We start from the raw sequence: 24,899 nt of genomic DNA, 5'->3' as shown, positions 1-24,899 counted from the left end.
ATATTAAAGTAAAAAAATACTTAGCAAACATTGTCTGCTAAGTATTTTAATTTATATTAGAACGCTGGAGTAGCGTGTTCTTTTGGTTTAAGTTCTTTGTTGATGTAATCTTTAATTTTTTCACTAGCTAATGCTTTTTTAACTGCTTGAACTTTAGCATCGTCTTTGTTATCTGATACCGATCCAACCATAACCTTGAACTGCCATATCAACAAAGTGATTCATGAGCAATGATACTTTGGAATCAAATGCTGCTTTATCATAGCTTTCAGGTAGATCATTATTCAATGATAATTCCACTTCATATTTTAGTTTAGCACGAGGTTGTTCATCCTTGTACCAATCTACTACAAGAAGGTTGCTACGATTATCTTTCAGTTTCTTATAAAGGTTTTTCGCAGAGAGTTTTACCTTTTGCTCGTCACTCTGTGTTAATTTCTTACCAGCAATAAGCAGATCGTAAATTTCTAGTTCTGCTTCAGCAAGACCTTCTTTGTTGGCACGCTTATCCTCCTGACGTAGTTCTTCAAGAAGTTTTACAAGTTGTTCGTAATAATCTTCATTTTCAGTTCCACCGGCATTATAGGAATCAATAATACGCTTGAAACGTTCAGAGAATTTTGTTCGAGTGCGATTTCTATTAAGCATTTGTTTTAGAACTTTCTCTATGTATTCTTTCAAGTCATTAATTTCAATAGCCTTGTACTTAGCAGTCTTTATTTCTTTTCTAAGCTGTTCAACATCTACTTTTGATAGGTCAATAGCCTTTGTTCCTTTTATTGTGAAGCGAGCAGAATCTTCTCGAACATAATTGACGAAATTTTGATTTGCGGTAACACTACCATCTAGGATTTGGTTCATTTTCTGTCTTGCACGAGCTACTTTCTCATCATCGATAATGTGGTATAATAGTCCGTGCAAATATACAAGAGGTGCAAATTTGTCATTATTCCAGTTTTTTTCAAAGATTTCAGGTTTTGATGCTTCATAGAGATTTGTTAACGTGTTAAGAATAACCTTGAATTTCTCTTTATCGTTATCTTTAGCAATAATAGTATCATAAGCACGTCTTAATGCATCCAATTTATCTAGTGTATTTGAATCTTCAATTATTTTATTTAGATCAATGTCTAATGATAATAGGAAAGAATCTGCCTCAGAAATTGTGCCATCAATATATCCAATTAGCTGATCAATATCTTTTGCTGGGAACTCTGTTCCGTCATTACCTGTAGCATATTCCGTTAATGCCTTCTTCATATATTTAAAGACATTAACATAATCAACGATTATTCCAGCAGGCTTACCAGGATAAACTCTGTTAGCACGGGCTATAGCTTGCATTAATGTGTGACCTTTCATTGGCTTATCAAGATAAAGTGTAGAAAGGTTCTTCACATCGAATCCTGTTAACCACATTGCGCACACAAATACTAGTTGTAGCGAGTCATCAGGGTCTTTGAATCTGTCCTCAATATCTCTGCCGTCTGGTGTGATTTCTTTCATTTTTTTACGATGGTCTGATATTTTCAATCCTTGTTTAGCAAATTTAGTTTCTTCATCGTTCTCTTCGGAAATGATAACAGCCATTTCTACTTTATTCATATAAGAAAGAATTTGAGTAAGTTGAACACGCTCTTCTTTTGTAGTAGCAGTATTTCGCTGCTTCGTAATATTTTGTTTTTCAATAGCCCAGTAATGTTGAACTTTGTCATACATTTTAACAGCTGTATATTTGTCCACTGATACAACCATTCCTTTTCCAAGAAATCCTCGTCTTGGAAAATGATATGCAATATCCTGTGCTACCTTATCAAGTCTGTCCTCACGCTTGATTACTTCTAAAATACGAGAGGATGCATTCTCCAATAGACGTGTTTCATCTTCATTAAGGTTTTCTTCTTCGATAATATTCACAACGTCATCATCAAGAAAATTATTTTCAAGACCTACCTCAGGAACTCTTCTTGAATAGAACAATGGAACGGTAGAACCATCTTCAACAGATTGCGCGAAGTTATATTCTGATACATAATCACCAAACCATTGATTTGTTAGGCGTTTAGTACCAAGAAGAGGGGTACCTGTAAATGCAACAAAATTTGCATTAGGTAGTGCAGTTCTCATGTTTTCTGCTAAATCTTTATATTGTGTTCTATGTGCTTCATCTACAAGAACAATAATATCATCACGTGTTGAAAGAACGGGATACTTCTTCGTTTTATCGTATCTGAACTTATGAATCAGTGTGAAAATAAAAGCCTTATTGGTAGTTAAAAATTCTCGTAGTTGCTTGCTGTCCTTTGGTTGACACTCTTCTTTAGAACCGATAACTTCTGTACGTACAAAGTTCTTATGAATCTGCGTGTCCAGATCTTCACGGTCGGTGATAATAAGGAATGAAAAATTACCAGCTACTTTACGTTTAACCTTACGAGCAAACATAACCATAGAGTAGGACTTACCAGAGCCTTGTGTATGCCAAAATACCCCCAGTTTACCATTTAATTCTTTTCTGTTTTCCACTGACTCCATCAGATTATTTCCCCCTAAGTACTGATGGTTTTTAGCAATAATTTTTATTCGTTGATTTTCAAACAGAATAAAGTTTTCTAGATAGTCAATCAATCTATCTTTGTTTAGTAGACCATCCACAAAATATCTTACAGAACTATCTTTTATAGTTTCTGAAGAGTAAATAGCTTCTCGATCCAGTATTTCCTTTTCACTATCAACTTTAAGCCATTCAAAAAAGTAATCATAGGTCGCATTGAATGCACCAAGTTTAGTTTCTAGTCCGTTTGATAGAACACAAATCTGATTGAATGCAAATAGATTAGGAATATCTCGTATATAATCCTTTAAATTCTTATTATATGCTTCTTCGATCTTAACAATGCTATTCTTTAGTTCAATAAATATAAGAGGCATCCCGTTTACAAAGATAAGGATATCCGGTCTACGATAATAGACCTTTCCTTGAATCCACATCTGAGAAACAGCTGTGAAAGTGTTGTTCTCTGGATTCTCGAAGTCGATGAGCTTAACAAAATCAAAGTCTTCTTTTCCATTTCTTCGAACTGTTATTTTTATATTATTTCGAATTTGTCTGTATATTTTATAGTTGGTATCAATAATATCCGTACCTGTGTAGTCCTGTCTTAAAGTCTTTACTATTTCCTTTATTTTGTCTTCGGGTATAGTAGGGTTAATACGTTTTAGAGAATGTAGCATAATATCAGGAAGAACACATTCTCTCTTAGAAGATCTTCCTGTACCATCATTCAAATCGTCACGCTTGCTAGGATCAGCATTACAAATAAGGATATCGTAGTTAAAGGGATCAGCTTTTAATTTTTCAAGTATCGCCTGTTCTATATTGTCTTCTGATATAAAGTTACGCATAGGAACACCTCCTTACACTTTAAGTTTTCCACTCATTAAGCGTGGTAAAAGCATATCTCTTTGTTTTGTAAGTATTTGATTGTGCTGATTAAGTATTTTGATTTCTTCATAATATGTCTTAACAAAATCATTATATTTATAAATCAATTCTTCTGTAGGTATTAAAACAAAGAGTTTATTGATGTTTTTAGGATATACATGTGGTTGAGCAGCCCCACATTGTAAGTTACTAATAACTGGTTGTAAATATTTAAGAGTATTATATAGAAACCAAATTTTTGTATCGTCTTGATAGTATGAACAATCTGCGGCCCAAATATCATTCATATGATATTGAAGATATCCAGCATTAGCACCAGAAGCACTGATTGTAAGGCTTGTACCATATACATTAGCTTCGTTGTGGTATCCAGAAGGTTGCAATCCTGCCGAAATTACAGGAATATCACCTTCAATCATCTTCGCCACAGTAATATTTTTTCCTCTTGCAAAACTCCCGATTTTTCCAAATTCATCATATTTGAAGATAGAAGGTGCATAGTGTTTTTTCTCTTCGTTGCTAACTTGCCAACCTCTAGGTTTCTTCTCTTCAAACTCCACGTCTTCGTATCCAGGGAAGCGAAATCTTACAAACCATTCTTTATAGAGATTTTCAGCCATTTGCTCCAACAATTTGATTCTCTTATTGTTGTTTTCGATAAGGTTGTCATAGGTAGAGAGGATATCTGCAACCTTCTTTTGTTCATCTATATCGTGGACTACTATTTTTAATCGTTGCAAATGATTTTGATTTAATGTAGGAACACCTGCTCCTGCGTTATATTGTTCTAAATGCATCGTTTGTAAAAAAAAGTATATATATTTAGGGATATTCCCTCTAAAGTCTTTAGAATACAGAGACGTATTTAAAGGCCAACATTTGCTATCTATATATTGTACTTTTCCTAAACTCCCAGATCGTCCTGTAACAACCACTGGAGGATTGACTTTGTATGCATTATGATAGGCTTTTATATTTGTTGAGGCTACAACGGGATATTCACCATCCACAATCTTTCTCTCTGGTAAATCAAATCCTCTACTCAGCCTAACAAAATTATCAAATGTTATTTTCTTCATATCATTTACCCAACAATTCTTTCAGATTATTTGAGATGAATTCTTCAAGTTTTTTTGCCTCAGCATTTAATGTTGTGAACTCGTTATGTAAAGAATACATTTCTTCCTTAAACTCTTCCTGTGTTAAGCCATCATCTTCTATCACTACACCTACATAACGTCCTGCATTAAGGGAATAGTCTTGATCAACAATTCCATCTTCACCATCCAATGGTGCTGCCTTGCAAAGACCAATCACATCAGTATATACGTCATCTGGGAATCTTTCAGTTAACCAGTCAATCTGAGATTGCCAATAATCTTTGGTTGGAACTTCTTTGTTATCAGAAGATTCTGGGGCGTTTTCAAGTTCTGTTTTATACTCATCGATTAAATCAATTAATGCCTGTGTATCTCCGTGATATAGTTTTGTTATGATACCAAGATTTTTAATCTGCTCCTCAGAGAACTTTCTATGAGCACGATCAATCTGAGTAAATACATTTCTAGCGTCAATAAATAAGATTTCATTTTTCTTCTCAGTATTTGGTTTCTGCTTATCAAAGAACCAAAGTGTTGCTGGAAGTGTAACTGATGAGAACATATTAGAAGGGAGAGTCACCATCTGTGAGATGATACCTTCTTCGATCATTTTCTTTCTGATCTCATACTCTGAACCTGATGCATCAGATGCAGAATTTGCCATAACAAGCGCTGCCTTACCATGCTCATTTAATGCAGTGGCAAAATAGCCAATCCACAAGTAGTTAGCGTTTGGTACTGTTTCTTTCTTATCAGATTTATTTTTAGTCGATTTACTTTTATTTCTTGGTACACCATATGTATTGAAGCGGATATCGTCAGATACTTTCTCAACTACAACCTCATCAACATTAAATGGTGGATTTGCCATTACGTAATCAAACTGTCCAAATGCATTATATGGATCAGAATAGAATGAGTTAGCTTGTGTAATGTCGCCACGAATATTATTAAGAAGTAGGTTCATTTTTGCCAGTTTTACTGTGTCAGGTTCCTTTTCAACACCATAGCAACGGAACTTCATCTGTTCACTCTCAGTGGCGTTGTGATCATGCATGTATCTTGCGGCTTGGACAAACATACCTCCAGAACCACATGCTGGATCTAGGAACTTCTTTTCACCTGGTTGAGGATTTAATACTTCTACCATATATCTTACTACAGTTGCAGGAGTATAGAAGGTTCCTCCATCTTTACCTTCTGCAAGTGCAAACTTACCTAAGAAAAATTCATAAATCTCACCGAAAATATCAATTGTACTATTTTCAGGGATATCTTTAAAAATACGCACAATATTAGAAAGAAGCTCAGGTTCTTCATCTGGTACAAGCTGAGCGTATACTTCTTTAGGAAGGACGCCGTCCATCTTAGGATTTTCATCCTCAATGGCTTCCATAGCTTTCTTTACAAGAATAGCTTTGTTCGCATCGTCGGGCGCATCGTTGATGAAGTCATAATAAGCACATTCTGGAAGATAGAATCCACATTTCTCGATAGAAATTTCTCTCAGTGACTTTTCCATACGTCCACCTTTTAGTCGATTATATTCATCTTCAATATCTTCTTTATGTTGTTTATATAAAATATCTGCATATCTAAGGAAGATAAGCCCAAGAATAGGCTGCCCATATTTATTTGCAGCTAAATGTGCACTTGCGCGAAGAACATCTGCGGAGTGCCATAGGGTATCTTTTAAATCTTTCAATTCTTTATCTGTCATGGAAATATTGCTCCTTTATTTCTCTATTCTGTAATTAAGCCAAGCTTCCTCTATAGTTTCATAAGGAATGTTATTATCTAAGCAAAATGTATTAATGTTTTTCATCGCTTTTAAGTTTGGCTTTGCGCGTCCAGATTCCCAACGGTTCACAGTGGAAAATGCCACACCAATTTTCTTAGCAAAGTCTTGCTGTGTGAGGAATGAACGTTGTCTAATTTTCTTTATTTCTTCAGGAAAACTCATTTGCATCTCCTTCTCATTTTTTACTCATTAGTATAGCGTTATTATACCATATTATTGTAAATCTTTCCATTCTACATCGGTTGATTGCTATAAAGTTGTAGGGTTATTTATTATGGAATTTAATATTTAAAATATAAAGATAAATAGTGAAAATAATAGTTATAAAAGATATCTTATGAAATGAAAATTAATTATATATATACTGTATGGAAAAAAGAAATATAATATTGCAGAAAATAAAGAAAAGCAATTTTACAAATTAAATTGTTTCTTTTAATACGTGTATAATTGTTTAAAAAGTACGCATAAAAAAAGACCATCTAATGTTATAGATGATCTTTATTTTAATTTATATTAGAACGCTGGAGTAGCGTGTCCTTTTGGTTTAAGTTCTTTGTTGATGTAATCTTTAATTTTTTCACTAGCTAATGCTTTTTTAACTGCTTGAACTTTAGCATCGTCTTTGTTATCTTCACGAGCTACTAGAGAGATAGCGAATGTTAAGTCTCCTTCTTTTTCAAGAGCTAGACCGTTTTTATCAGGAGTTAATCCTAATTTAGCGATGTAAGTTGGGTAGTTAAATACTAAATCTTTTTCGTTGTATGCTTCGTTAAGGTTTAGTAAGCTTACTTTAGTAAATTTAAGGTGTTTTGGATTGTCTTTGATATCCGCTTCAGTTACTGTAAAGCTGTTTGGATCTTTAAGAGTAATAACTTTAGCGTGATCTAATAAACGTAAAGCACGAGCTAAGTTTGTTGGATCTGAAGGGATAGCTACATCAGCACCATCTTTAAGATCTTTGATATCTTTAAGAGTTTTAGAGTAGAATGCTACAGTAGCGTTGTAAATAGGTTGAACAGCTACTAGGTGAGCATTATTTTTTTGGTTAAATTGTTCCATGAATGGTTTGTGTTGGAAGAAGTTAGCGTCAACTTCTTTATTGTTTAATGCAACGTTAGCTTGAACATTATCAGAAACTTTAACGATTTCTAAGTTGTAACCGTCTTTTTTAAGATCTTCTTTGATCATTTCTAACATGTCTGTCATTGGAGAAGTGTGAGAAGCTACTTTTACAGTAACTGGTTCTTTCTTCTCTTCTTTTTTAGGTGCTTCAGTTTTGCTTGAACATGCTGTTAAAACTAATAATAAAGCAGCTAAACTAGCTATAAATGAAATTATTTTCTTCATTATATATTCTCCTATTAAGTATATTTTTTATTTAGAGGTAAGGTTGTTGATTGTATAATATAGATTTTGGATTAGTAATAATAAATATTTATTAGAAGGCTGCAGTAGCTTTACCTTCGTAATTCTTTTGTAAGAAATCTTTAACTTTTTGGCTAGTTAAAGCTTTTTTCACTGCTTGAACTTTTGCGTCGTCTTTGTTATCTTCACGAGCTGCAAGAACTCCAGCGTATGTAAAGTCAGCTTTATCTTCCATTAAAAGTCCATCTTTTATTGGTGTAAGGTTTAATTTAGCAATGTAAGTTGGGTAGTTGAATACTAAATCTTTTTCTGCATATGCATCACTTAAGTTTAAAAGACCAACTTCTGTAAATTTAAGATGTTTTGGATTATCTTTGATATCTTTTACAGTAACGTTGTAACTGTTAGGATCGTTTAATGTGATTAATCCACCGTGAGCTAATAATCTTAATGCACGCGCCATATTTGAAGCATCAGATGGAATAGCTACGTCAGCACCATCTTTAAGATCTTTGATGTTTTTAACAGTTTTTGAGTAGAAAGCAGGAATTGAGTTATAAACTTTTGCTACTGCTACTAAGTTAGTGTGATTTTTTTCGTTGTACTGTTTCATGAATGGTTCATGTTGGAAGAAGTTAGCATCGATTTCTTTGTTTGCTAAAGCAACGTTAGCTTGAACGTTATCAGATACTTTTACAATTTCAAGAGTATATCCTTCTTTTTGTAAATCTTCTTTAACTAATTCTAACATGTCAGTAAATGGTGGGACATGGGCAGCAACTTTAATTGTTTTGTTTTCTTGTTTTTCTTCTTTTTTATCGCTAGTTTTGCTAGAACATGCTGTTAATACAAGCACAAGAGCTAAAAGACTAGCAACAATAGATAATACTTTTTTCATTAATCTATTTCTCCTTCTTATTTGTGAAACGTTTAGCTAATCCATAACCTATAGATTGAATAATAAATACATATATAATAAATATTATTACTATTAAATACATTAGATCATAATTGTATTCTTGATATCCATATCTGAATGCAAATTCACCAAGACCACCTGCTCCGATTACACCCATTACAGTAGTATACGCTAGTAAACTAATAGTAGTATAGGTGAATGATAAGATTAAGTTATCCATTGTAGCAGGTAATAAGAAGTATCTAATAATTTGAATTTTAGTAGCTCCCATACTTATAGCTCTATCTACAATCTTTTTAGGAACATTTATAAGGGCTTGTTCAACAAATCGAGCATAGATACTTACACCAACTAGTGTAAGAGGCAAGATTGCTGCAATATTCCCAAAAGATGTTTTAAATAGGAATCTATTTACAGGGATTAATATGAATACAAAAATTAGAAACGGAACACTACGCAGGGCATTAAGGGAAATGCTTAGTCCTTCATAAACTGCTCTATTCTTTAATAAATAATCACGACTGAAAGCAAAAAGCATAATACCTAATGGTAGGGAAATGAAAAATACTGTTAACATAGAGTAAATCATCATATAGTTTGTTTCCCAAAATGCTTTCATAATACCATCGTAATTGGCTTTAAATAAATCAATCATTTAATAAAAACTCCTTTACGTAGTTATAGTAATTACTGTCGTAATCGTCTTTTGCATTTTTATTAGGTACGACAATATCTTTTATAGTAGAATCATCGATAACTACCACTCTGTCACAGAAGTTCTTTAGTAATGAAAGACTGTGTGAAATCATAACAATTGAAATGTCAGTTGTAGTTCGTAGTTTATTTAAAAGAGCAAAGATCTCTTTTTCACTATTAGTGTCTAAAGCAGAACTGATTTCATCACAAAGCAGAACTTCAGGTTCTTGTAGTAGTGCCATAGCAATAGCGACTTTTTGTTGTTCACCACCACTTAAGCTACCACAAAGACTATTTTTTAGTCTTGTAATATTCATGAATTCAAGAATATCATCTATTTTCTTTTTATCAACAGAAACCTTATTTAGTTTGTATACTAGACTTAAATGATAATATACACTTTTATTATCAATAAGATTAGAGTGTTGGAATATGTATGCTAGATTTTTTCTAGTATTTCTAAGGGTACTTGCATCCATACCTTTAATAGAAGAGTTTTTGTAAAGTATATCTCCGCTATCATATGAAACAATCCCGTTGATCATTTTAAGAATAGTACTTTTACCTGTACCATTTCTTCCGATAATTCCAATAACTTCTTTCTTATTAATATCAAAGGATATATTTTCTAATTTGAAGTTAGCATCTTTATATTGTTTTGATACGTTTTTTAATTGAACTATCATAATATACCTCCAATCAAAACTATATCACTTTTAGTAAAGGATTTCAAGGTTTTTGTTTAATTTTTTAAAATTATTTGTTCATATTGTTCTATGCATGTTTGATAGTGTTTAGACATCTGTTGTTCGATTTTTTTTAATTTGTACTGATACAGTTTATCGATGTAGATTGAAAATAGTTTAAAAAATACAACAAAAATAGTAAAGATTACTATCATTATAACGATTCGTATTGTTTTTATTTAGAAGATATAAAATGAATTGTATTACAATAAAAAGCAAAAGTGAATTATTTTTCTTGTATTACAGAATGAAAATTTAATGTATTTAACAAATAATTAGTGTTTATATTTTCTAAAAATGTTCTTATATAATTCTTTATTTATTTAGTTGAATCGTTTATAATTATAGTTATGGTCTAAGGAGGTAATCTATGAAAAAATTGACAATAGTAGATATAGCAAAAATGGCCGGAGTAGGTACTACTACTGTCTCAAGATACTTTAATGGTGGGAATTTAAAAAAAGAAACAAGAGAAAGAATTAAAGAAATAGTAGATAAGTATAACTATACACCAAACACTTTTGCTAAAGCGTTAAAAAGTACTGATAGTAAGATCATTGGAGTAATCGTTCCATGTTTACACTCTTATATCAGTGGAAATACTTTAAAATATCTTGATAAAGAATTAAAAGAAAATAATTATGAGACGCTAATAATGAATGCTAATTTTGATGAGAATAAGCAATTGGAGTATATAAAAAAATTAGCAAGAATAAATGTAGATGGGATCATTTTATTACCTACTACGATGAGTAAGGCTTATGAAAGTACTATTAAATCTATTGATGTTCCTGTTGTTATGCTAGGGCAAGAAGGAGAGTATACATATAGTGTTGAGTACAATGACTTCAATGCTGCTAGAGATTTAACGAATTATGTATTGGCAAGTGGTCATAAAAAAGTAGCTTACTTAGGAGTTGGAGAAGATGATATTGCTGTAGGTTATTATAGAAAATTAGGGGTAATAAGAACCTTAGAAAAGTATAATCTAGAACCTGAGAGTATATTGATTACTAATTTCGGAATGGAAGAAGGATATGAAATAGTAAAAGAGAACATAGAAAAGTTAAAAGAAGATAGTTGTTTAATTTGCGCAACTGATAATTTGGCTTATGGAGCGATAAAGGCTCTTGAAGAAGAAGGATTAAATGTAGGTAAAGATTATTCTGTAGCAGCATTTGGAGATTATACTTCATCTGCATTATTAAAATCACCATTAACAACTATAAAATTTGATTTAAAAGATGCGGCTAAGCAGACGGTAGAAATGTTATTAAATATAATAAAAAAAGAAGAAACAGCTATGAAACTATTAATTGGTTATGAATTAAAAACAAGAGATAGTGTAGTTGACTTAAACAAAATGGAGAATAAAAATGACTAAAATAAAAGCAGTTTTTTTTGATATTGATGGAACTATAAGAAGTTTTAAAACGAAAACAATTCCTGAAAATACAGCAAATACTTTAAAAAAATTAAAAGAACAAGGAATTAAGATATTTATAGCTACAGGAAGAGCACCATTCCATACTACATTTTTAAATGACTTATTAGATTTTAAATTTGATGGATATATTACGATAAATGGGCAATATTGCTATTTAGAAAATGGTGAAGTTTTAAATGATAAGATATTATCGCAAGAAGATATAAAAAATGTCCTTCCTTATTTTAAAGAAAATAAGATTGCATGTGACTTTGCTTTATTAGATGGAGCATTTATGAATTTGAAAAATTCAAGGGTGAAATGGTTAGAAGATGAGCTAGGAGATCCAGAGCGTTTTAAAGAAGATCCGCTAGCATATGATAAAGCAATTAGTGAAAAAATCTATCAACTTAATGTTTTTGTATCAGAAGAGGAAGAAGCGGACTTTTTAGCATATATGCCTAATTCAAAAGCAGCAAGATGGACTACTCATTTTACAGATGTTATTCCAAAAGATGGTGGAAAAAATACTGGCATTGATGCGGTTATCGCACACTTTGGTATTAAATTAGAGGAAACTATGGCATTTGGTGATGGTGGTAATGACATAGATATGCTTAAACATGCTGGAATAGGTGTAGCGATGGGGAATGCTGGAGAAAATGTTAAAGAGATTGCAGATTATATCACGACAAGCGTAGATGATGATGGAATAACAAATGCGTTAAAACATTTTAATGTAATATAAAACTAAGACTAGAAGAATTTTAATAAATCTTCTAGTCTTTATTTATTTACTAAATTTTTCTAAAAATGTTTCAACACTTTCTTTAGGCATTATGACAGTAAGTTTGTCGTTGGCTTCTAAAACTGTTGTTCCTTTAGGTACGATTTCTCTACCAGAACGTTCGATATTAGAGATAAGTGTATTTTCAGTCCATTCTATTTCTTTTATTGATTTTCCAACTAAGAAACTATCGTTTGATATTGTTGTAAGAATCTCTACTTCCATTTCAACTTCATCATCGTCTAGTTTATTGCTTGATAAAATACGATCTAATAGATATTCGTAAACTGGTTTTGTCCCGAGTATATTCGCAGTAATATATGCAAATAAGCAACAAAGTGCTATTGGAAGGAAATAGTTAAGTTTTTGTGTCATTTCAAATAATAATATTATTGAAGTAATAGGACTTCTTACAATTGCTGTTAAATATCCAGACATTGACAAGATGACAAATAAAGCAGTATATTTGGCATCAAAGAAGTTACTAAATAATGTACCGAGTACAGCTCCTTGAATCAGAATTGGTAGGAAAATACCACCTGCAACACCGGATGTGAATGATACAAGTGAAAATAAAGTTTTTATAAAATACAATGTTAATAAAAACATAAAACTGAATTTATTCTCAATTAAAAATTCTACTAGATTATGCCCACTTCCAAGTACTATAGGATAAAAAATAAAAAGTACAAATGAAATTAGAAATGCTACCTGAGGTCTAAATACTATATTTAGTTTCAAGAATTCATAAATTTTAAATAGTATTTTTATAGTAACATTATAGAATGTTCCAAATATTCCTAGCAAAATACCTAATAAAGCAACCCAAGGATATATACTAACTTCCACATACGGTACCTCTGGGAATTTAAAAATAGCAGTAAGTCCAAAGATATATTGTCCAACAATATTAGCCACAACAGCAGCACTGAAGCAACAAATTACAATTTTTTTTGTGATTTGCTTATGAACTTCTTCTATAGAAAACAGGACACCTGCAAGTGGCGCACCAAAGGCAATAGATAAACCTGCACTAGCACCACAAGTAATAAGATATTTTTCTTTAATACTATCCTTTTTTAAAATTCTTGATACAAGTTTTCCGCTCATGGCGCCGAGTTGAATGGATGGGCCCTCTCTACCTAAAGATAGACCACCTAAACTAGCTGTTAATCCTCCGGTGATTTTATAAATAAGCACACGTAATGGATTTGAATTAAGTCTTCCTGTTATTTCTGCTGATACTTGAGGAATTCCACTTCCACTTGCCATAGGTTCTCTTTTAAGTAAGAATCCAGAAAATAATGCGAGTAGTATTAAAACTGCTAATAATATAATTTTATATATAAAACCAGTTTTTATAAAGTCAGCTGTATAGTGAACAAGTTTTTCACTATATCCAATAAGTAATCTATAGCTGGCACCGACTATTCCTGCGGCTAGTCCAACTAAGATTCCATCAAAAAGTAATGAAGATTCGAGTTTTAAATTTTTGTTGTCTATTTTACTTATTTTGGAAATTTTCATTTAAATCTCCTTTCTAAAAAATGTCTATAACATAATTTTACTCTTATTTTATAAAAAAATCAAAGTAATTTTAAATATCATTTATTATTAAAAATACAAAATGTGTGATATAATATAATTATGTTAAGAAAGGAGTAAAATAGATGAAAATATTTGTTATTATAGTAATTGTACTATTAATTATCCTATTAGGACTTTATGCGTTTTGGCTTAAATTACTTAAAGGTAAGCCAGGGAGAATCGCTGGAGCTGAAGTAGAGAAAAAAACTTTTGAAGAAGCACTTGTTGTAGATGTTCGTTGGAGAAAAGAATATGCAAGAGGGCATGCAATTAATGCGGTAAACTTACCTATTAAACTTTTCAAAAATAATAGCGATGTGCTAGATGAGTATAAGGACAAAGATATAATTCTATATTGTGTAGTTGATGTAACATCTCGTAATACTGAAAAATTATTAAGAGAGCGTGGGTTCACGAAACTTCATATTGGAGATGGAATTAAGCAATATGATTATGGTAAAGCAATATACAGCAATGCATTATTATCTGAATTCAAATATCGTATCTCTGCAAGTAAAAATAAGCAGTTTTTAAACTTAGGTAGTGAAATTTTAAATGATGAAGAAATCAAAGTTTCACCTAATGAAATAGATAGTATTTTAGATAAGTTAAATAAAGACGCAGAAATTTTTGTTTATAGTGACAAACCTGAAGAAAGTAAAGAAGTATGTAAAAAACTTGGTTTAGATGGATTTACTGTTATTAATCTAGTCGAACCATTTAAGTTAGATAGATATAAAAATGCGTTTTATAATAAAAATGATTATATAGAAACTAAAGATGATCAAGAATCATCATCTTGTGGTTGAGCGTAGAAATTAAAAAGACGATAGGTTATCGTTTTAATAAATTTTTAGGGGCTGACTCGACGAAATCGTTTTCTTCGAAATCACGATTTCTGAGTCACTCCCTTGTGAAATTATAGAATATAGAGATAGTAATTTAATTATAAGAAATTCACTTAGAGCAGAGGATTATTCTAGGTGAGTTTCTTTTTTATATGACTAGCATAAAGATTTAATACGTTTACTATAAAAAAATGTTAAATTAGGTTATAATATAAGTGACGGAAAATATGAAATAGAGGAAGATAATTATGAAAATTTTACACGTATTAGCACAATTACCTATTAAGACAGGAAGTGGTGTATATTTTACTAATGTAATTGAAGGGCTTAAACAGTTTGATGTTGAGCAGGCTGCGGTTTATGCAACAACGTCGGAATATGATTTTAATTTCTTAGAAGAGAAATTCGAAGTTGAGTTTCAAGGTAAGGATATTAGTTTTCCTATCGTTGGTATGAGTGATATTATGCCTTATGAAAATACTTTGTATAAAAATATGACAGATGAAATGTTGGAAACTTGGCAGGAAGTATTCCGTAAAAAATTAGAGAGAGCTAAAAGAGAATTTAAACCAGATGTTGTAATCACACATCACTTGTGGATTTTAAGTTCTATAGTTTGTGATGTGTTTGAAGGTGAAAAAGTAATTGGAGTTTGTCATAATACGGATATAAGACAAGCTGAAAAGAACCCGGCAATGAAAGATAAGTATGTCAAAAGCCTTGGCAAATTAGATAAGATATTAGCACTAAGCAGCGGTGTTATAGAAGGGATTTCTAATATTTACAATTATCCTGAGGATAAGATTGTAAATATTGGTGCTGGATATAATGAGAAGATTTTTTATCCTGCTGAAAAATACGAAAAACAGGATAATGTAAAAATTTTATATGCAGGGAAATTTGATGAATCAAAAGGTTTTTATGAGTTGATAAAGGCGTTTAGATTATTAGAGAAAAAAGACAATAATGTAGAATTAGAATTAATAGGGAATTTAAAAGAAGAGGATAGACCTAGGGTTGAAGCTTTAGTTGGCGATTCTAAGAAAATAAAAATTTATAATGCCGTAGATCAAGCACATTTAGGGGAAATAATGAGGCATAAAGATATTTTTATACTACCATCTTATTTTGAGGGATTAGGTCTTATTGCCGTGGAAGCTTTAGGAAGTGGACTAAGAGTAGTTGCTACTGAGATAGAGGGACTTATTGAATTTCTTGGAGATAAAATTAATAATTCTAAGATAATAGAATATATAGCAATGCCAACTATTTATGACACTGATAAGGCTGTTGAAGAGGAAAAACCAGCATTTGTAAATAGAATAGTAGGTGCTTTAGAACTTATGATAGAAAGAACAAGAGAGCAACGTGAAATTCCTGCTGAATTACTAGAAGAAATTGAACACCACTCTTGGAAGAGAAAAATAGAAATTATTTACAAATTATTGTAGAATAATAGGTAGTGAATATTTCTAAAAGTAAATACTTAAAAACAAAGTGCCGTAGTTTGCAGGTATTTAAATATATTTAAGAAGTGATTTTCGAATATGAGATAGATAGTACGGGGGTGACTATAGAAAATCGATTTAATAAATACGATTTTTGAAGTTACCCCATTTTAGTTGTTTAAAAAACAAATATTTAGGAGAATTAGATGGATAAGATAATATTAATAGATGGTAATAGTTTAAGTTATCGTGCTTTTTATGCTATGCCAGCTTTAAAAAATAAAAAAGGACTATATACAAATAGTGTATATGGTTTTACATTGATGCTAGAAAAAATATTGGCAGATACTAATCCAAAATATGCGTTAGTTGCCTTTGATAAAGGTAAACAGACGTTTAGACACCAAAGTTATGAAGCATACAAGGGGACTAGGGATAAAACACCTAGTGAGTTAGTAGAACAATTCGGGTATGTTAGAGAACTTCTAGATTCATATGGAATAAAGTATGAAGAACATTTCGACTATGAAGCGGATGATATTATCGGAAGTTATGCTAAAATCGCTGAAAAAGAAGGGCTAGAAGTAATAATAGTAACTGGAGATAAAGACTTAACTCAACTAGCTAGTGAAAATATAACGATCTACTACACTAAACGCGGTGTTACAGATATAGATTATTATACTCCTGAGTTTATTGCTGAAAAATATGGATTAACTCCAGAACAAATCGTTGATATGAAAGGTCTTATGGGAGATAAGAGCGATAATATTCCAGGAATAGCTGGAGTTGGTGAAAAGACTGCTATAAAATTATTAACAGAATATAAAACTGTTGAGAATGTGCTAGATAACATTGATAATATTAGTGGTAAAAAACTAAAAGAGCGTTTAACTGAAGGGCGAGAAGATGCTCTGTTAAGTAAGAAGTTAGCTACTATTTATACTGAAGTTCCAGTTGACAATAAGTTAGAAGATTTAACATATAGTGAGAATGTAGAACTTAAAAGAGAGTTATTTGAAAAACTTGAGTTTGTTTCGTTCTTAAGAAAATTATCTCAAGAAACTTCTAGTGAAGAGGCAGGAGAAGTAGTTGAAGAGAATACTACTCCTAAAAAAGAGATTAATATTGTTTTAGCGGATAAAAATACGAAAATAGATTTTACCGACAGTACTTTACATATTGAGTGTTACACAGAAGATTACCATAACTCAGATGTGGTTGGAATAGTAGTCTATAAAGAAGGAACTGCTTATATTTTTAGTGAAGAACAGTTTTTTACTAATAAATTTGTAGTTGATTATCTTCAAAGTGAAATTGCTAAAACTGTTTATGATTTTAAGAAGATTTTATTTATAGCTAAGAGAAATGGCGTAGATATTAATGGAGAAGTTTTCGATGTAAAAATTGTGTCTTACCTAATTGATGTTAATGCAAAAACTGAAATTGATAAAATCGTCTTTAACTATCTTGGGAAAATAATAAGCAGTGACGAAGAAATCTATGGTAAGGGGGCAAAAAGAACTTTACCGGCTCAAGAAGTTATTAATCCGTATATAGCTGAAATTGCAGAGAGTATTTCGTTAATGAAACCATTGATGGAAGAAAAACTTGCAGAAGAAAATATGGTGGATTTATATAAAGATATAGAGATAAAAGTTGCTAAGGTGTTAGCTAATATGGAATTTGAAGGAATACATGTTAGTAAGAAAGCTCTTGAGGAAATGAGTGCAGAGTTTGATGAAAGAATTAAAACTTTAGAAGCTAGCATATATACTTTAGCTGGTTCAGAATTCAATATAGCTTCACCTAAACAATTAGGAGTAGTATTATTTGAGGATCTAGGATTACCACCAGTTAAGAAAACGAAGACTGGATATTCTACAGCTGTAGAGGTACTAGAACAACTACAACATAGTCATGAAATTATTCCATTGATTATGGAATATAGAACAATTACAAAATTAAACTCAACTTATGCAAAAGGCTTAGTAAAAGATATTACTCGAGAAGGGAAAATTCATACACGTTATGAGCAAACATTAGCTCAAACTGGACGCTTATCTTCAGTAAATCCAAATCTTCAAAATATACCGACGAGAATTGAAGAAGGTAAAAAAATCAGAAAAGCATTCGTTCCAGCTTCTGATGATAGAGTAATCTTATCTATTGACTATTCTCAAATTGAGCTTCGTGTTCTAGCTCATATCGCACAAGATGCAGGAATGATAGATGCATTTAAACATGATGTAGATATTCACACGAAAACAGCTAGTGATGTTAATGGAGTTAGTCTTGATGAGGTAACGTCTTCAATGCGTAGAGAGGCTAAAGCTGTTAACTTTGGTATTGTTTATGGAATTTCTGATTTTGGTTTATCTAACAACCTTGGAATTACTAGAAAACGTGCGAAAGAATTCATTGATAAATATTTACAAACATTCAAAGGTGTTGATAAGTATATGACTGATATCGTAGATTTTGCAAAAGAACATGGTTATGTAGAAACTTTATTCAATAGAAGAAGAGCATTACCGGATATTAATGCGAAAAACAAGATTGTAGCTAATCTAAATGCACGTATTGCGATGAATTCACCAATTCAAGGAACTGCTGCGGATATTATTAAGATAGCTATGGTTAATGTATTTGAATATTTAGAAAAAACAAATGTAGATGCAAAATTATTATTACAAGTACATGATGAATTGATCTTTGATGTAAGTAAAGATATCGAAGAAGAGTTTACAAAAGAAATGATAAAAATCATGGAAGAAGCAGCTAATTTAGATGTTCAACTAAAAGCGGAGGCTAGTAGTGGAGCATCGTGGTATGATGCTAAGTAGTTTTAAGAAAGTTGATGTAAATTCACAAAGTGATTTATAGTAGAAAATAAAAGAGAAAGTCAACTTAAAATAGAAATAAATGTAAATTTACATAATGTTTTTCTGTTAAAATTTTCAAAAATAATATATAATAGGAACAAGGGAGAATGATAATTATTTTCGTTATCGAGATATTATCATTCTCTTAATTTATTATATGAAAGGATGTTTTTATGGAAGAAAAACAAAGTTTTGTTAAAGAGATGCAAAGTAAGCATCTAATTACATTATCACTAGGTGGAGTTATAGGTACTGGAATTTTTCTTAGTTCAGGTTACTTGATTCAAGAAGCTGGAGCAGTAGGAACTATAATTGCGTACCTTATTGGAGCATTTTTGGTGTGTCTAGTTATGTTATGTTTAGGGGAACTTACAGTTCATGATCCAAATACAGGAGCATTTCATACTTATGCTAGTAAATATATTCATCCAGGTGTAGGTTTTGTCGTTGCTTGGCTATATTGGTTAACTTGGACAGTTGCCTTGGGATATCAATTTATTACACTTGCAATATTTATGGGGCGATGGTTCCCTGGTGTTGAGCAGTGGATTTGGTGTTTAATTTTTGCACTATTTATTTTAGGTTTAAATATTTTCAACTTAAAATTATTTGCTAATAGTGAGTTTTGGATGTCGTTTATAAAAGTTATAGCATTAGCTGTTATTTTAGTTTTAGGTTTATTAGCAATTTTTGGTGTTTTAAAATATCAAAGTGCATCTGAAGCCCCTTTATTTAAAGAATTTACTAAAAATGGTGTTTTTCCAAATGGATTTGGTGCAATAGCTTTAGCTATATTATCAGCTAACTTTGCTTTTTCAGGAGCTGAAATTATCGGGGTTGCAGCAGGTGAAACAAAAAATCCTGAGAAAAGTGTTCCAAAGGCAATATTCCAAACATTGGTAATATTAATCGTACTATTTATTGGAACGATTGTTGTTATTGGAGCTTTATTACCACAAGAAAAAGCAGGATTAGATGAGAGTCCATTTGTAACAATATTAACTAATATAGGTATTCCGTATATTGGAGATATAATGAATTTTATTTTGATTGTAACTTTATTATCTGCAGCTAATTCAGGATTATATGCAGCTTCAAGAATGCTTTGGTCATTATCTAATCAAAATACTTTACCGAAATCATTTTCTAAATTAAATAAAAAAGGATTGCCCGTTTATGGTTTAGCACTTACTATGCTAGGAGGTTTCTTATCGTTATTTTCAAGTATTTATGCGGCAGAAACAGTTTATTTAGCTTTAACATCTATTTCAGGTTTAGCTGTAGTAGGGGTATGGTTAGGAATAGGATGGTCACATTATAATTTTAGAAAACAATATATTCGAAACGGTGGGCTTATAAATGATTTAAAATATAAAGCGCCTTTATATCCAGTAGTGCCTATTTTAGTAATTACTCTATGTTTAGTATCTATGGTGGGTATAGCGATTGACCCTAATCAACGAATAGGATTAATAATATTTATTCCTTTTGTTATATTATGTTTTGGATATTATCAATTAGTGTTTAAAAATAAAAAATAGGAGTTATCTTATGAGTAAATTTAGAGAATGGTTGAATAATCAAAAATATGTTGTGATTGATGGTGCTATGTCTACAGCATTAGAGAAAAAAGGTATGGATTTAAATCATAAACTATGGACGGCGAAGGTACTGGTAGAAAAGCCAGAAAAAATAAAAGAAGTTCATAGAGAGTATTTTGAAGCGGGTGCTAATGTAGCTATAACATCAACATATCAAGCGAGTATTTTAGGATTTAAAGATTTAGGATACTCTGAAGAAGAAGCGGAAAAATTTATGAAAAAGTCAGTCGAATTGGCAAAAGAAGCAAGAGAAGAAGCAGTCTCAGATAAAGATATGTGGATTGCAGGCTCAGTAGGACCTTACGGTGCATATCTAGCTGATGGTTCAGAATATAGAGGAGATTATACAGTTGATAATCAATTTTTAGAAGAATTCCATGAAAAGAGAATTGATATTCTTATTAAAGAAGGTGTTGATTTACTTGCTATTGAAACTATTCCTAATTTAGAAGAAATTAAAGTATTATTAAATATATTGTCTAAATATCCAGAAGTTGTTGCTTGGATAACTTGTTCATTAAGAGATTCGGAACATATAAGTGATGGGAATAGATTAGAAGATGTACAGGTTCTCCTTGAAGAGAATAATCAAGTTATAGGTTACGGAATAAATTGTGTAAAACCGGAATTTGTTGCTAGAACAATTGAAATATTGTCTAAAAATCGTTCGAAAAAAATAATTGCTTATCCGAATGGTGGAGCAATTTATGATCCATTAACAAAAGAATGGAGTAATAGTGATAGTAGTGAACATATATTTAGTAAAGATTGTCTAGATTGGTATGAAAAAGGTTGTTCGATGATTGGTGGTTGTTGTTGTACAACGAAAGATGATATAGAAGTTCTTTCTAAAACATTGTTAGAGAAAATTAAATAATAATTAAATTTATAGGTTATATAAAAAAGCTAGATTACAATAAATAAAATTTGTAATACTAGCTTTTTTTATAAAGTTTTTGTTTTTAAGAGTAAATATATTAAGAAATAAGAAAAATATGAAGTGAAAACAAAAACGTTTACAAAAATATATTGTATTTGTTATAATTAATAAAAAATATTACATGACAAATGTAAAATAACATTCTAAGGAGATGTGATTATGAATAACAATCCATTAGTTAACGCAAGAGAGCAAATTAAAGGTGCTTGTGAAGTTTTAGGTTATAAAGAAGAAGTGTATGAATCTTTAAAAGATCCACAAAGATTTATTGAGATTTCTATTCCTGTTAGAATGGATAATGGTGAGGTGAAATACTTCAAAGGATTCCGTTCTCAGCATAATGATGCAATTGGTCCTACAAAAGGTGGATTAAGATTCCATCCACTTGTAACAGAAGATGAAGTTAAAGCATTATCAATTTGGATGACATTTAAATGTGCTGTTGCTAATCTACCATATGGTGGAGGTAAAGGTGGTATTATAGTAGATCCAAAAGATTTATCAAAAGGTGAATTAGAAAGATTATCACGTGGATATATTCGTGGATTGTACAAATATCTAGGTGAAAAACAAGATGTGCCTGCACCAGACGTTAATACTAATGGACAAATTATGTCTTGGATGATTGATGAATATAATGTTCTTACTGGAGAACAAGGTATAGGAACGTTAACTGGGAAACCATTAGAATTAGGCGGCTCTTTAGGTAGAACTCAAGCGACTGGATACGGTGTAGCACTTGCTGCAAAATTAGCGCTAGAGAAATTAGGTAAATCTACAGAAGGTGCGAGATTTGCTGTTCAAGGTTTCGGTAACGTAGGTAGCTATACTGTAGATACAGCTGTGAAGTTTGGTGCTACTGTAGTTGCAGTAACTGAGCGTGATGATGATGGTGTTCAATATGCTGTTTATCGTGAAGAAGGATTATCATATGCAGAACTGCAAGAATGTAAAGATAAGAGAGTAAGATTCCATACATTACCAAACACAAAACGTTTAACTTTAGATGAGTTTTGGGCTTTAGATGTTGATGTAGTGTGTCCTTGTGCATTAGAGAATGCAATTGACGAAAAAGAAGCTAATTTAATAAAAGCTACTGTTGTTTCTGAAGGTGCTAATGGGCCAGCAACTTTAGCTGGCGATAAAGCTCTACAAGAAAGAGGAATTATAGTAATTCCTGATATTCTTGCGAACAGTGGTGGTGTTACTGTATCTTACTTTGAATGGGTACAAAACTTACAAGGTTACTACTGGACAGAAGAAGAAGTTGTAGAAAAACAAGCGAGAGTTATGACAAAAGCGTTTAATGATATTTGGGAAGTGAAAGAAAGATTTGCTATTCCGTTGAGAAAAGCTGCTTATGTAAATTCTATTGAGAAAATTGTTAAAAACATGAAACTAAAAGGTAAATTAAGCTAATTATAATTTAAAAGGTGAATCGCTAGGAGGTATAATTTCTAGAGATTCACCTTTTACTATTTATTTGAAAGAACTTCGAGTATGTAATCATCAAATTGATGTTGGAATATTTTTTTATAATCTAAGAATAAATAATGTTGAATTTCTACATTTTCTAGAGTGCTTAATAGTTTCAATTGTGCATCGATAGGCGTTCTAGGGTCTAGGTATGATAATCCATAATGTACTTTTTGAGTTAAAGAATTGCTGAAATTTAGTATATCTATTGAATTTAGTGTGGCATTTAAATAATCTATCTTATCAGAAAAATCTCTTTCAAATTTATAAATATTTTTGAAAATAGGATCCTTTTTATTATTGTTATAAGTATTTTTAATATCACAAAGTGAACAGTCAGAGATGAATAGTTCTTTAATAGAATCGTAATAACTAGCACAAACAATGCTAATAGCTGCTCCTTGACCTAGTCCAGTCACTATAATTTCTTTATTTGTAAAGAGTTTTTCTACAATACTTATAGTGTCTAGCGCATCTTGAAAAACTAAATTAAAATATAAAAGTGATGAGCTATTATCTAAAAATGGGAAATGAGAACAAGGTGTTTTATTCTCGCTATTACCTGCTTGTCCTCTAATATGGAGAGAGGCTAAAGCATAGTCTAGCATACTGTATTTAGTTAAATTCAAATAATCTTTATTTTTTACTTTGAATTCAGGGAAGTCAACTATGACTCCTTTAATGTTTGACTTAGGTATAGCTAAATCTAATTCTATTTGTGAATTATCTATTCCTTTAAAAATTATTTTCTTATATTGAATGAATGGATGGGGAATATCAATTATATTTTCTTTGTATACTAGTTTTCTATTTTTTTCTAATTTCATGTTTGACTCCTATTCAATTTCTAATAAAAATTTAACTATTTCATCATTAAAATTCGGGATGTTTTCATGATAGTACTTTTTGTAGATGCAAGCTTTTTTTCTACTAGTAATCTCATTGTATATTTTTTCTTGAGTCTCTTTTGGACAATCTTCATCAAGGTTAGTGATGCCGAACAAAACGGAACATTTTAAATTTTTTGCGAAATTTATAGTATCTAGATAGTAAAGGTTATTCAAGAAGTTTTTAGTATTTTCACCAGTTGTATTAAACCAACGCCCGTGGTGAGTTAATTCACCATAGGCATTTTTTCTATTGTCTTTTTCATAGATATTTTTGAAATTTGCGAGGAAGGGATAGAGGCTAATACATTTAGTAACGTTTTTGTTTAGCGCTGAAAATATTATAGAAAATGCTCCTCCTTGAGATGCTCCAAAACTAACAATTTCTTTCTCGTTAATGTCTCCAAAGGATGATACGATTTTGGATAAAATAAGACTATCTAAAATATTTTTATAAAAAATCATATTTTCTATATTTTCATCAAGTCCAACTGTTAGATGGCCAAATACTGAGGGTGCAGAGTTGCTTGAATCTTTACTTTTGCCACCTTGATTTCTAAAATCTAAGGCAACTACATCGTAACCAAGGGAAGCGAATGTTGATTTTTCTAACCAGTTTCTACTTGATGCAGGATATCCATGAAAATAAAATAATACAGGAATATTTTTCTGAGGATAGATTTTTCTATATTTTATATTTTTTATATATTTTGCATAAATAACAGAATTATCATAGCTAGTGAAAGTTAAATCATAAAATTCAATATTATCAAATTTTGAAAATGAAGTTTTATTTAAATCATATTTTAGTTGTATATCCTCGATAAGTTTTATTTTTTTATCCCAAAAATTATTAAAGTCTACAAAATTTTTCATCTGACACCTCATTATAGCGTTTTCATATATTTTATATACTACCACTCGATAACAAATAATTCC

Annotated in this window: 19 protein-coding genes and 1 pseudogene; 8 read left to right on the top strand and 12 right to left on the bottom strand. The window is 31.1% G+C overall.

Annotation, left to right across the window (positions count from 1 at the left end; translation table 11 throughout):
* Positions 1-56 precede the first annotated feature (56 nt).
* From O3884_RS03390 to O3884_RS03350, 9 genes and pseudogenes are all read right to left on the bottom strand, one after another.
* Positions 57-176 (bottom strand): annotated as a pseudogene (locus O3884_RS03390) (MetQ/NlpA family ABC transporter substrate-binding protein); the annotation flags it as partial.
* Positions 169-3,405, bottom strand: coding sequence for a type I restriction endonuclease subunit R (locus O3884_RS03385; RefSeq protein WP_371451666.1), 3,237 nt, complete (start codon positions 3,403-3,405; stop codon positions 169-171). The pseudogene O3884_RS03390 and the gene O3884_RS03385, both read right to left, overlap by 8 nt.
* A 12-nt stretch (positions 3,406-3,417) precedes the next feature.
* Positions 3,418-4,524, bottom strand: coding sequence for a restriction endonuclease subunit S (locus O3884_RS03380; RefSeq protein WP_371451664.1), 1,107 nt, complete (start codon positions 4,522-4,524; stop codon positions 3,418-3,420).
* A 1-nt stretch (position 4,525) separates the two neighbouring features.
* Positions 4,526-6,265: a type I restriction-modification system subunit M gene (locus O3884_RS03375; RefSeq protein WP_371451663.1), complete on the bottom strand. Its 1,740-nt coding sequence runs from the start codon at positions 6,263-6,265 to the stop codon at positions 4,526-4,528.
* 15 nt (positions 6,266-6,280) lie between these two features.
* Positions 6,281-6,508, bottom strand: a complete 228-nt coding sequence (locus O3884_RS03370; RefSeq protein ID WP_371451661.1) for a helix-turn-helix domain-containing protein — start codon at positions 6,506-6,508, stop codon at positions 6,281-6,283.
* A gap of 354 nt (positions 6,509-6,862) precedes the next feature.
* Positions 6,863-7,696, bottom strand: a complete 834-nt coding sequence (locus O3884_RS03365) for a MetQ/NlpA family ABC transporter substrate-binding protein (protein ID WP_371451659.1) — start codon at positions 7,694-7,696, stop codon at positions 6,863-6,865.
* 91 nt (positions 7,697-7,787) lie between these two features.
* Positions 7,788-8,612, bottom strand: a complete 825-nt coding sequence (locus O3884_RS03360) for a MetQ/NlpA family ABC transporter substrate-binding protein (protein WP_371451658.1) — start codon at positions 8,610-8,612, stop codon at positions 7,788-7,790.
* A gap of 4 nt (positions 8,613-8,616) precedes the next feature.
* A complete protein-coding gene (locus O3884_RS03355) occupies positions 8,617-9,288 on the bottom strand; it encodes a methionine ABC transporter permease (RefSeq protein WP_003146663.1) in 672 nt (223 codons plus the stop codon).
* Positions 9,281-10,015, bottom strand: a complete 735-nt coding sequence (locus tag O3884_RS03350) for an ATP-binding cassette domain-containing protein (protein ID WP_371451655.1) — start codon at positions 10,013-10,015, stop codon at positions 9,281-9,283. The genes O3884_RS03355 and O3884_RS03350 overlap by 8 nt, the downstream gene beginning before the upstream one ends.
* Positions 10,016-10,445: 430 nt before the next feature.
* On the opposite strand from O3884_RS03350, the gene O3884_RS03345 reads away from it, so the two are divergent.
* Both O3884_RS03345 and O3884_RS03340 read left to right on the top strand, forming a co-directional pair.
* Positions 10,446-11,459 carry a LacI family DNA-binding transcriptional regulator gene (locus tag O3884_RS03345; protein ID WP_371451653.1) on the top strand — a complete coding sequence of 338 codons (1,014 nt, stop codon included), beginning with the start codon at positions 10,446-10,448 and terminating at the stop codon, positions 11,457-11,459.
* Positions 11,452-12,249, top strand: a complete 798-nt coding sequence (locus tag O3884_RS03340; protein ID WP_371451651.1) for a Cof-type HAD-IIB family hydrolase — start codon at positions 11,452-11,454, stop codon at positions 12,247-12,249. Before O3884_RS03345 ends, O3884_RS03340 begins: the two co-directional genes overlap by 8 nt.
* A 42-nt stretch (positions 12,250-12,291) precedes the next feature.
* On the opposite strand, the gene O3884_RS03335 is transcribed toward O3884_RS03340, so the two are convergent.
* Positions 12,292-13,815, bottom strand: coding sequence for a ClC family H(+)/Cl(-) exchange transporter (locus O3884_RS03335; RefSeq protein WP_371451649.1), 1,524 nt, complete (start codon positions 13,813-13,815; stop codon positions 12,292-12,294).
* Between the two features lie 143 nt (positions 13,816-13,958).
* On the opposite strand from O3884_RS03335, the gene O3884_RS03330 reads away from it, so the two are divergent.
* The 6 genes from O3884_RS03330 (at position 13,959) to O3884_RS03305 (ending at position 23,016) form a co-directional block, all read left to right on the top strand.
* A complete protein-coding gene (locus tag O3884_RS03330; RefSeq protein WP_371451647.1) occupies positions 13,959-14,684 on the top strand; it encodes a rhodanese-like domain-containing protein in 726 nt (241 codons plus the stop codon).
* Between the two features lie 287 nt (positions 14,685-14,971).
* Positions 14,972-16,174, top strand: coding sequence for a glycosyltransferase family 4 protein (locus O3884_RS03325; RefSeq protein ID WP_371451645.1), 1,203 nt, complete (start codon positions 14,972-14,974; stop codon positions 16,172-16,174).
* 203 nt (positions 16,175-16,377) lie between these two features.
* Positions 16,378-19,017 carry a DNA polymerase I gene (polA, locus tag O3884_RS03320; RefSeq protein ID WP_371451643.1) on the top strand — a complete coding sequence of 880 codons (2,640 nt, stop codon included), beginning with the start codon at positions 16,378-16,380 and terminating at the stop codon, positions 19,015-19,017.
* Positions 19,018-19,229: 212 nt separating this feature from the next.
* Positions 19,230-20,597: an amino acid permease gene (locus O3884_RS03315; RefSeq protein WP_371451642.1), complete on the top strand. Its 1,368-nt coding sequence runs from the start codon at positions 19,230-19,232 to the stop codon at positions 20,595-20,597.
* 10 nt (positions 20,598-20,607) lie between these two features.
* A complete protein-coding gene (gene mmuM, locus O3884_RS03310) occupies positions 20,608-21,534 on the top strand; it encodes a homocysteine S-methyltransferase (RefSeq protein ID WP_371451640.1) in 927 nt (308 codons plus the stop codon).
* 222 nt (positions 21,535-21,756) lie between these two features.
* Positions 21,757-23,016: a Glu/Leu/Phe/Val family dehydrogenase gene (locus O3884_RS03305; RefSeq protein WP_371451639.1), complete on the top strand. Its 1,260-nt coding sequence runs from the start codon at positions 21,757-21,759 to the stop codon at positions 23,014-23,016.
* Positions 23,017-23,072: 56 nt separating this feature from the next.
* Here O3884_RS03305 and O3884_RS03300 read toward each other — a convergent pair whose 3' ends face one another.
* Together O3884_RS03300 and O3884_RS03295 are read right to left on the bottom strand one after the other, a co-directional pair.
* On the bottom strand, positions 23,073-23,900 hold the full coding sequence (locus O3884_RS03300; RefSeq protein ID WP_371451638.1) for an acetylxylan esterase: 828 nt from the start codon (positions 23,898-23,900) through the stop codon (positions 23,073-23,075).
* A gap of 9 nt (positions 23,901-23,909) precedes the next feature.
* Positions 23,910-24,836, bottom strand: a complete 927-nt coding sequence (locus O3884_RS03295; protein ID WP_371451636.1) for an alpha/beta fold hydrolase — start codon at positions 24,834-24,836, stop codon at positions 23,910-23,912.
* Positions 24,837-24,899: the final 63 nt, after the last annotated feature.

It is taken from the genome of Gemella sp. 20925_1_85, assembly GCF_041433735.1.
Lineage (GTDB): Bacteria > Bacillota > Bacilli > Staphylococcales > Gemellaceae > Gemella.
The sequence above is the reverse complement of the archived record's forward strand: the minus strand, read 5'-3'. Positions and strand labels throughout refer to the sequence as shown.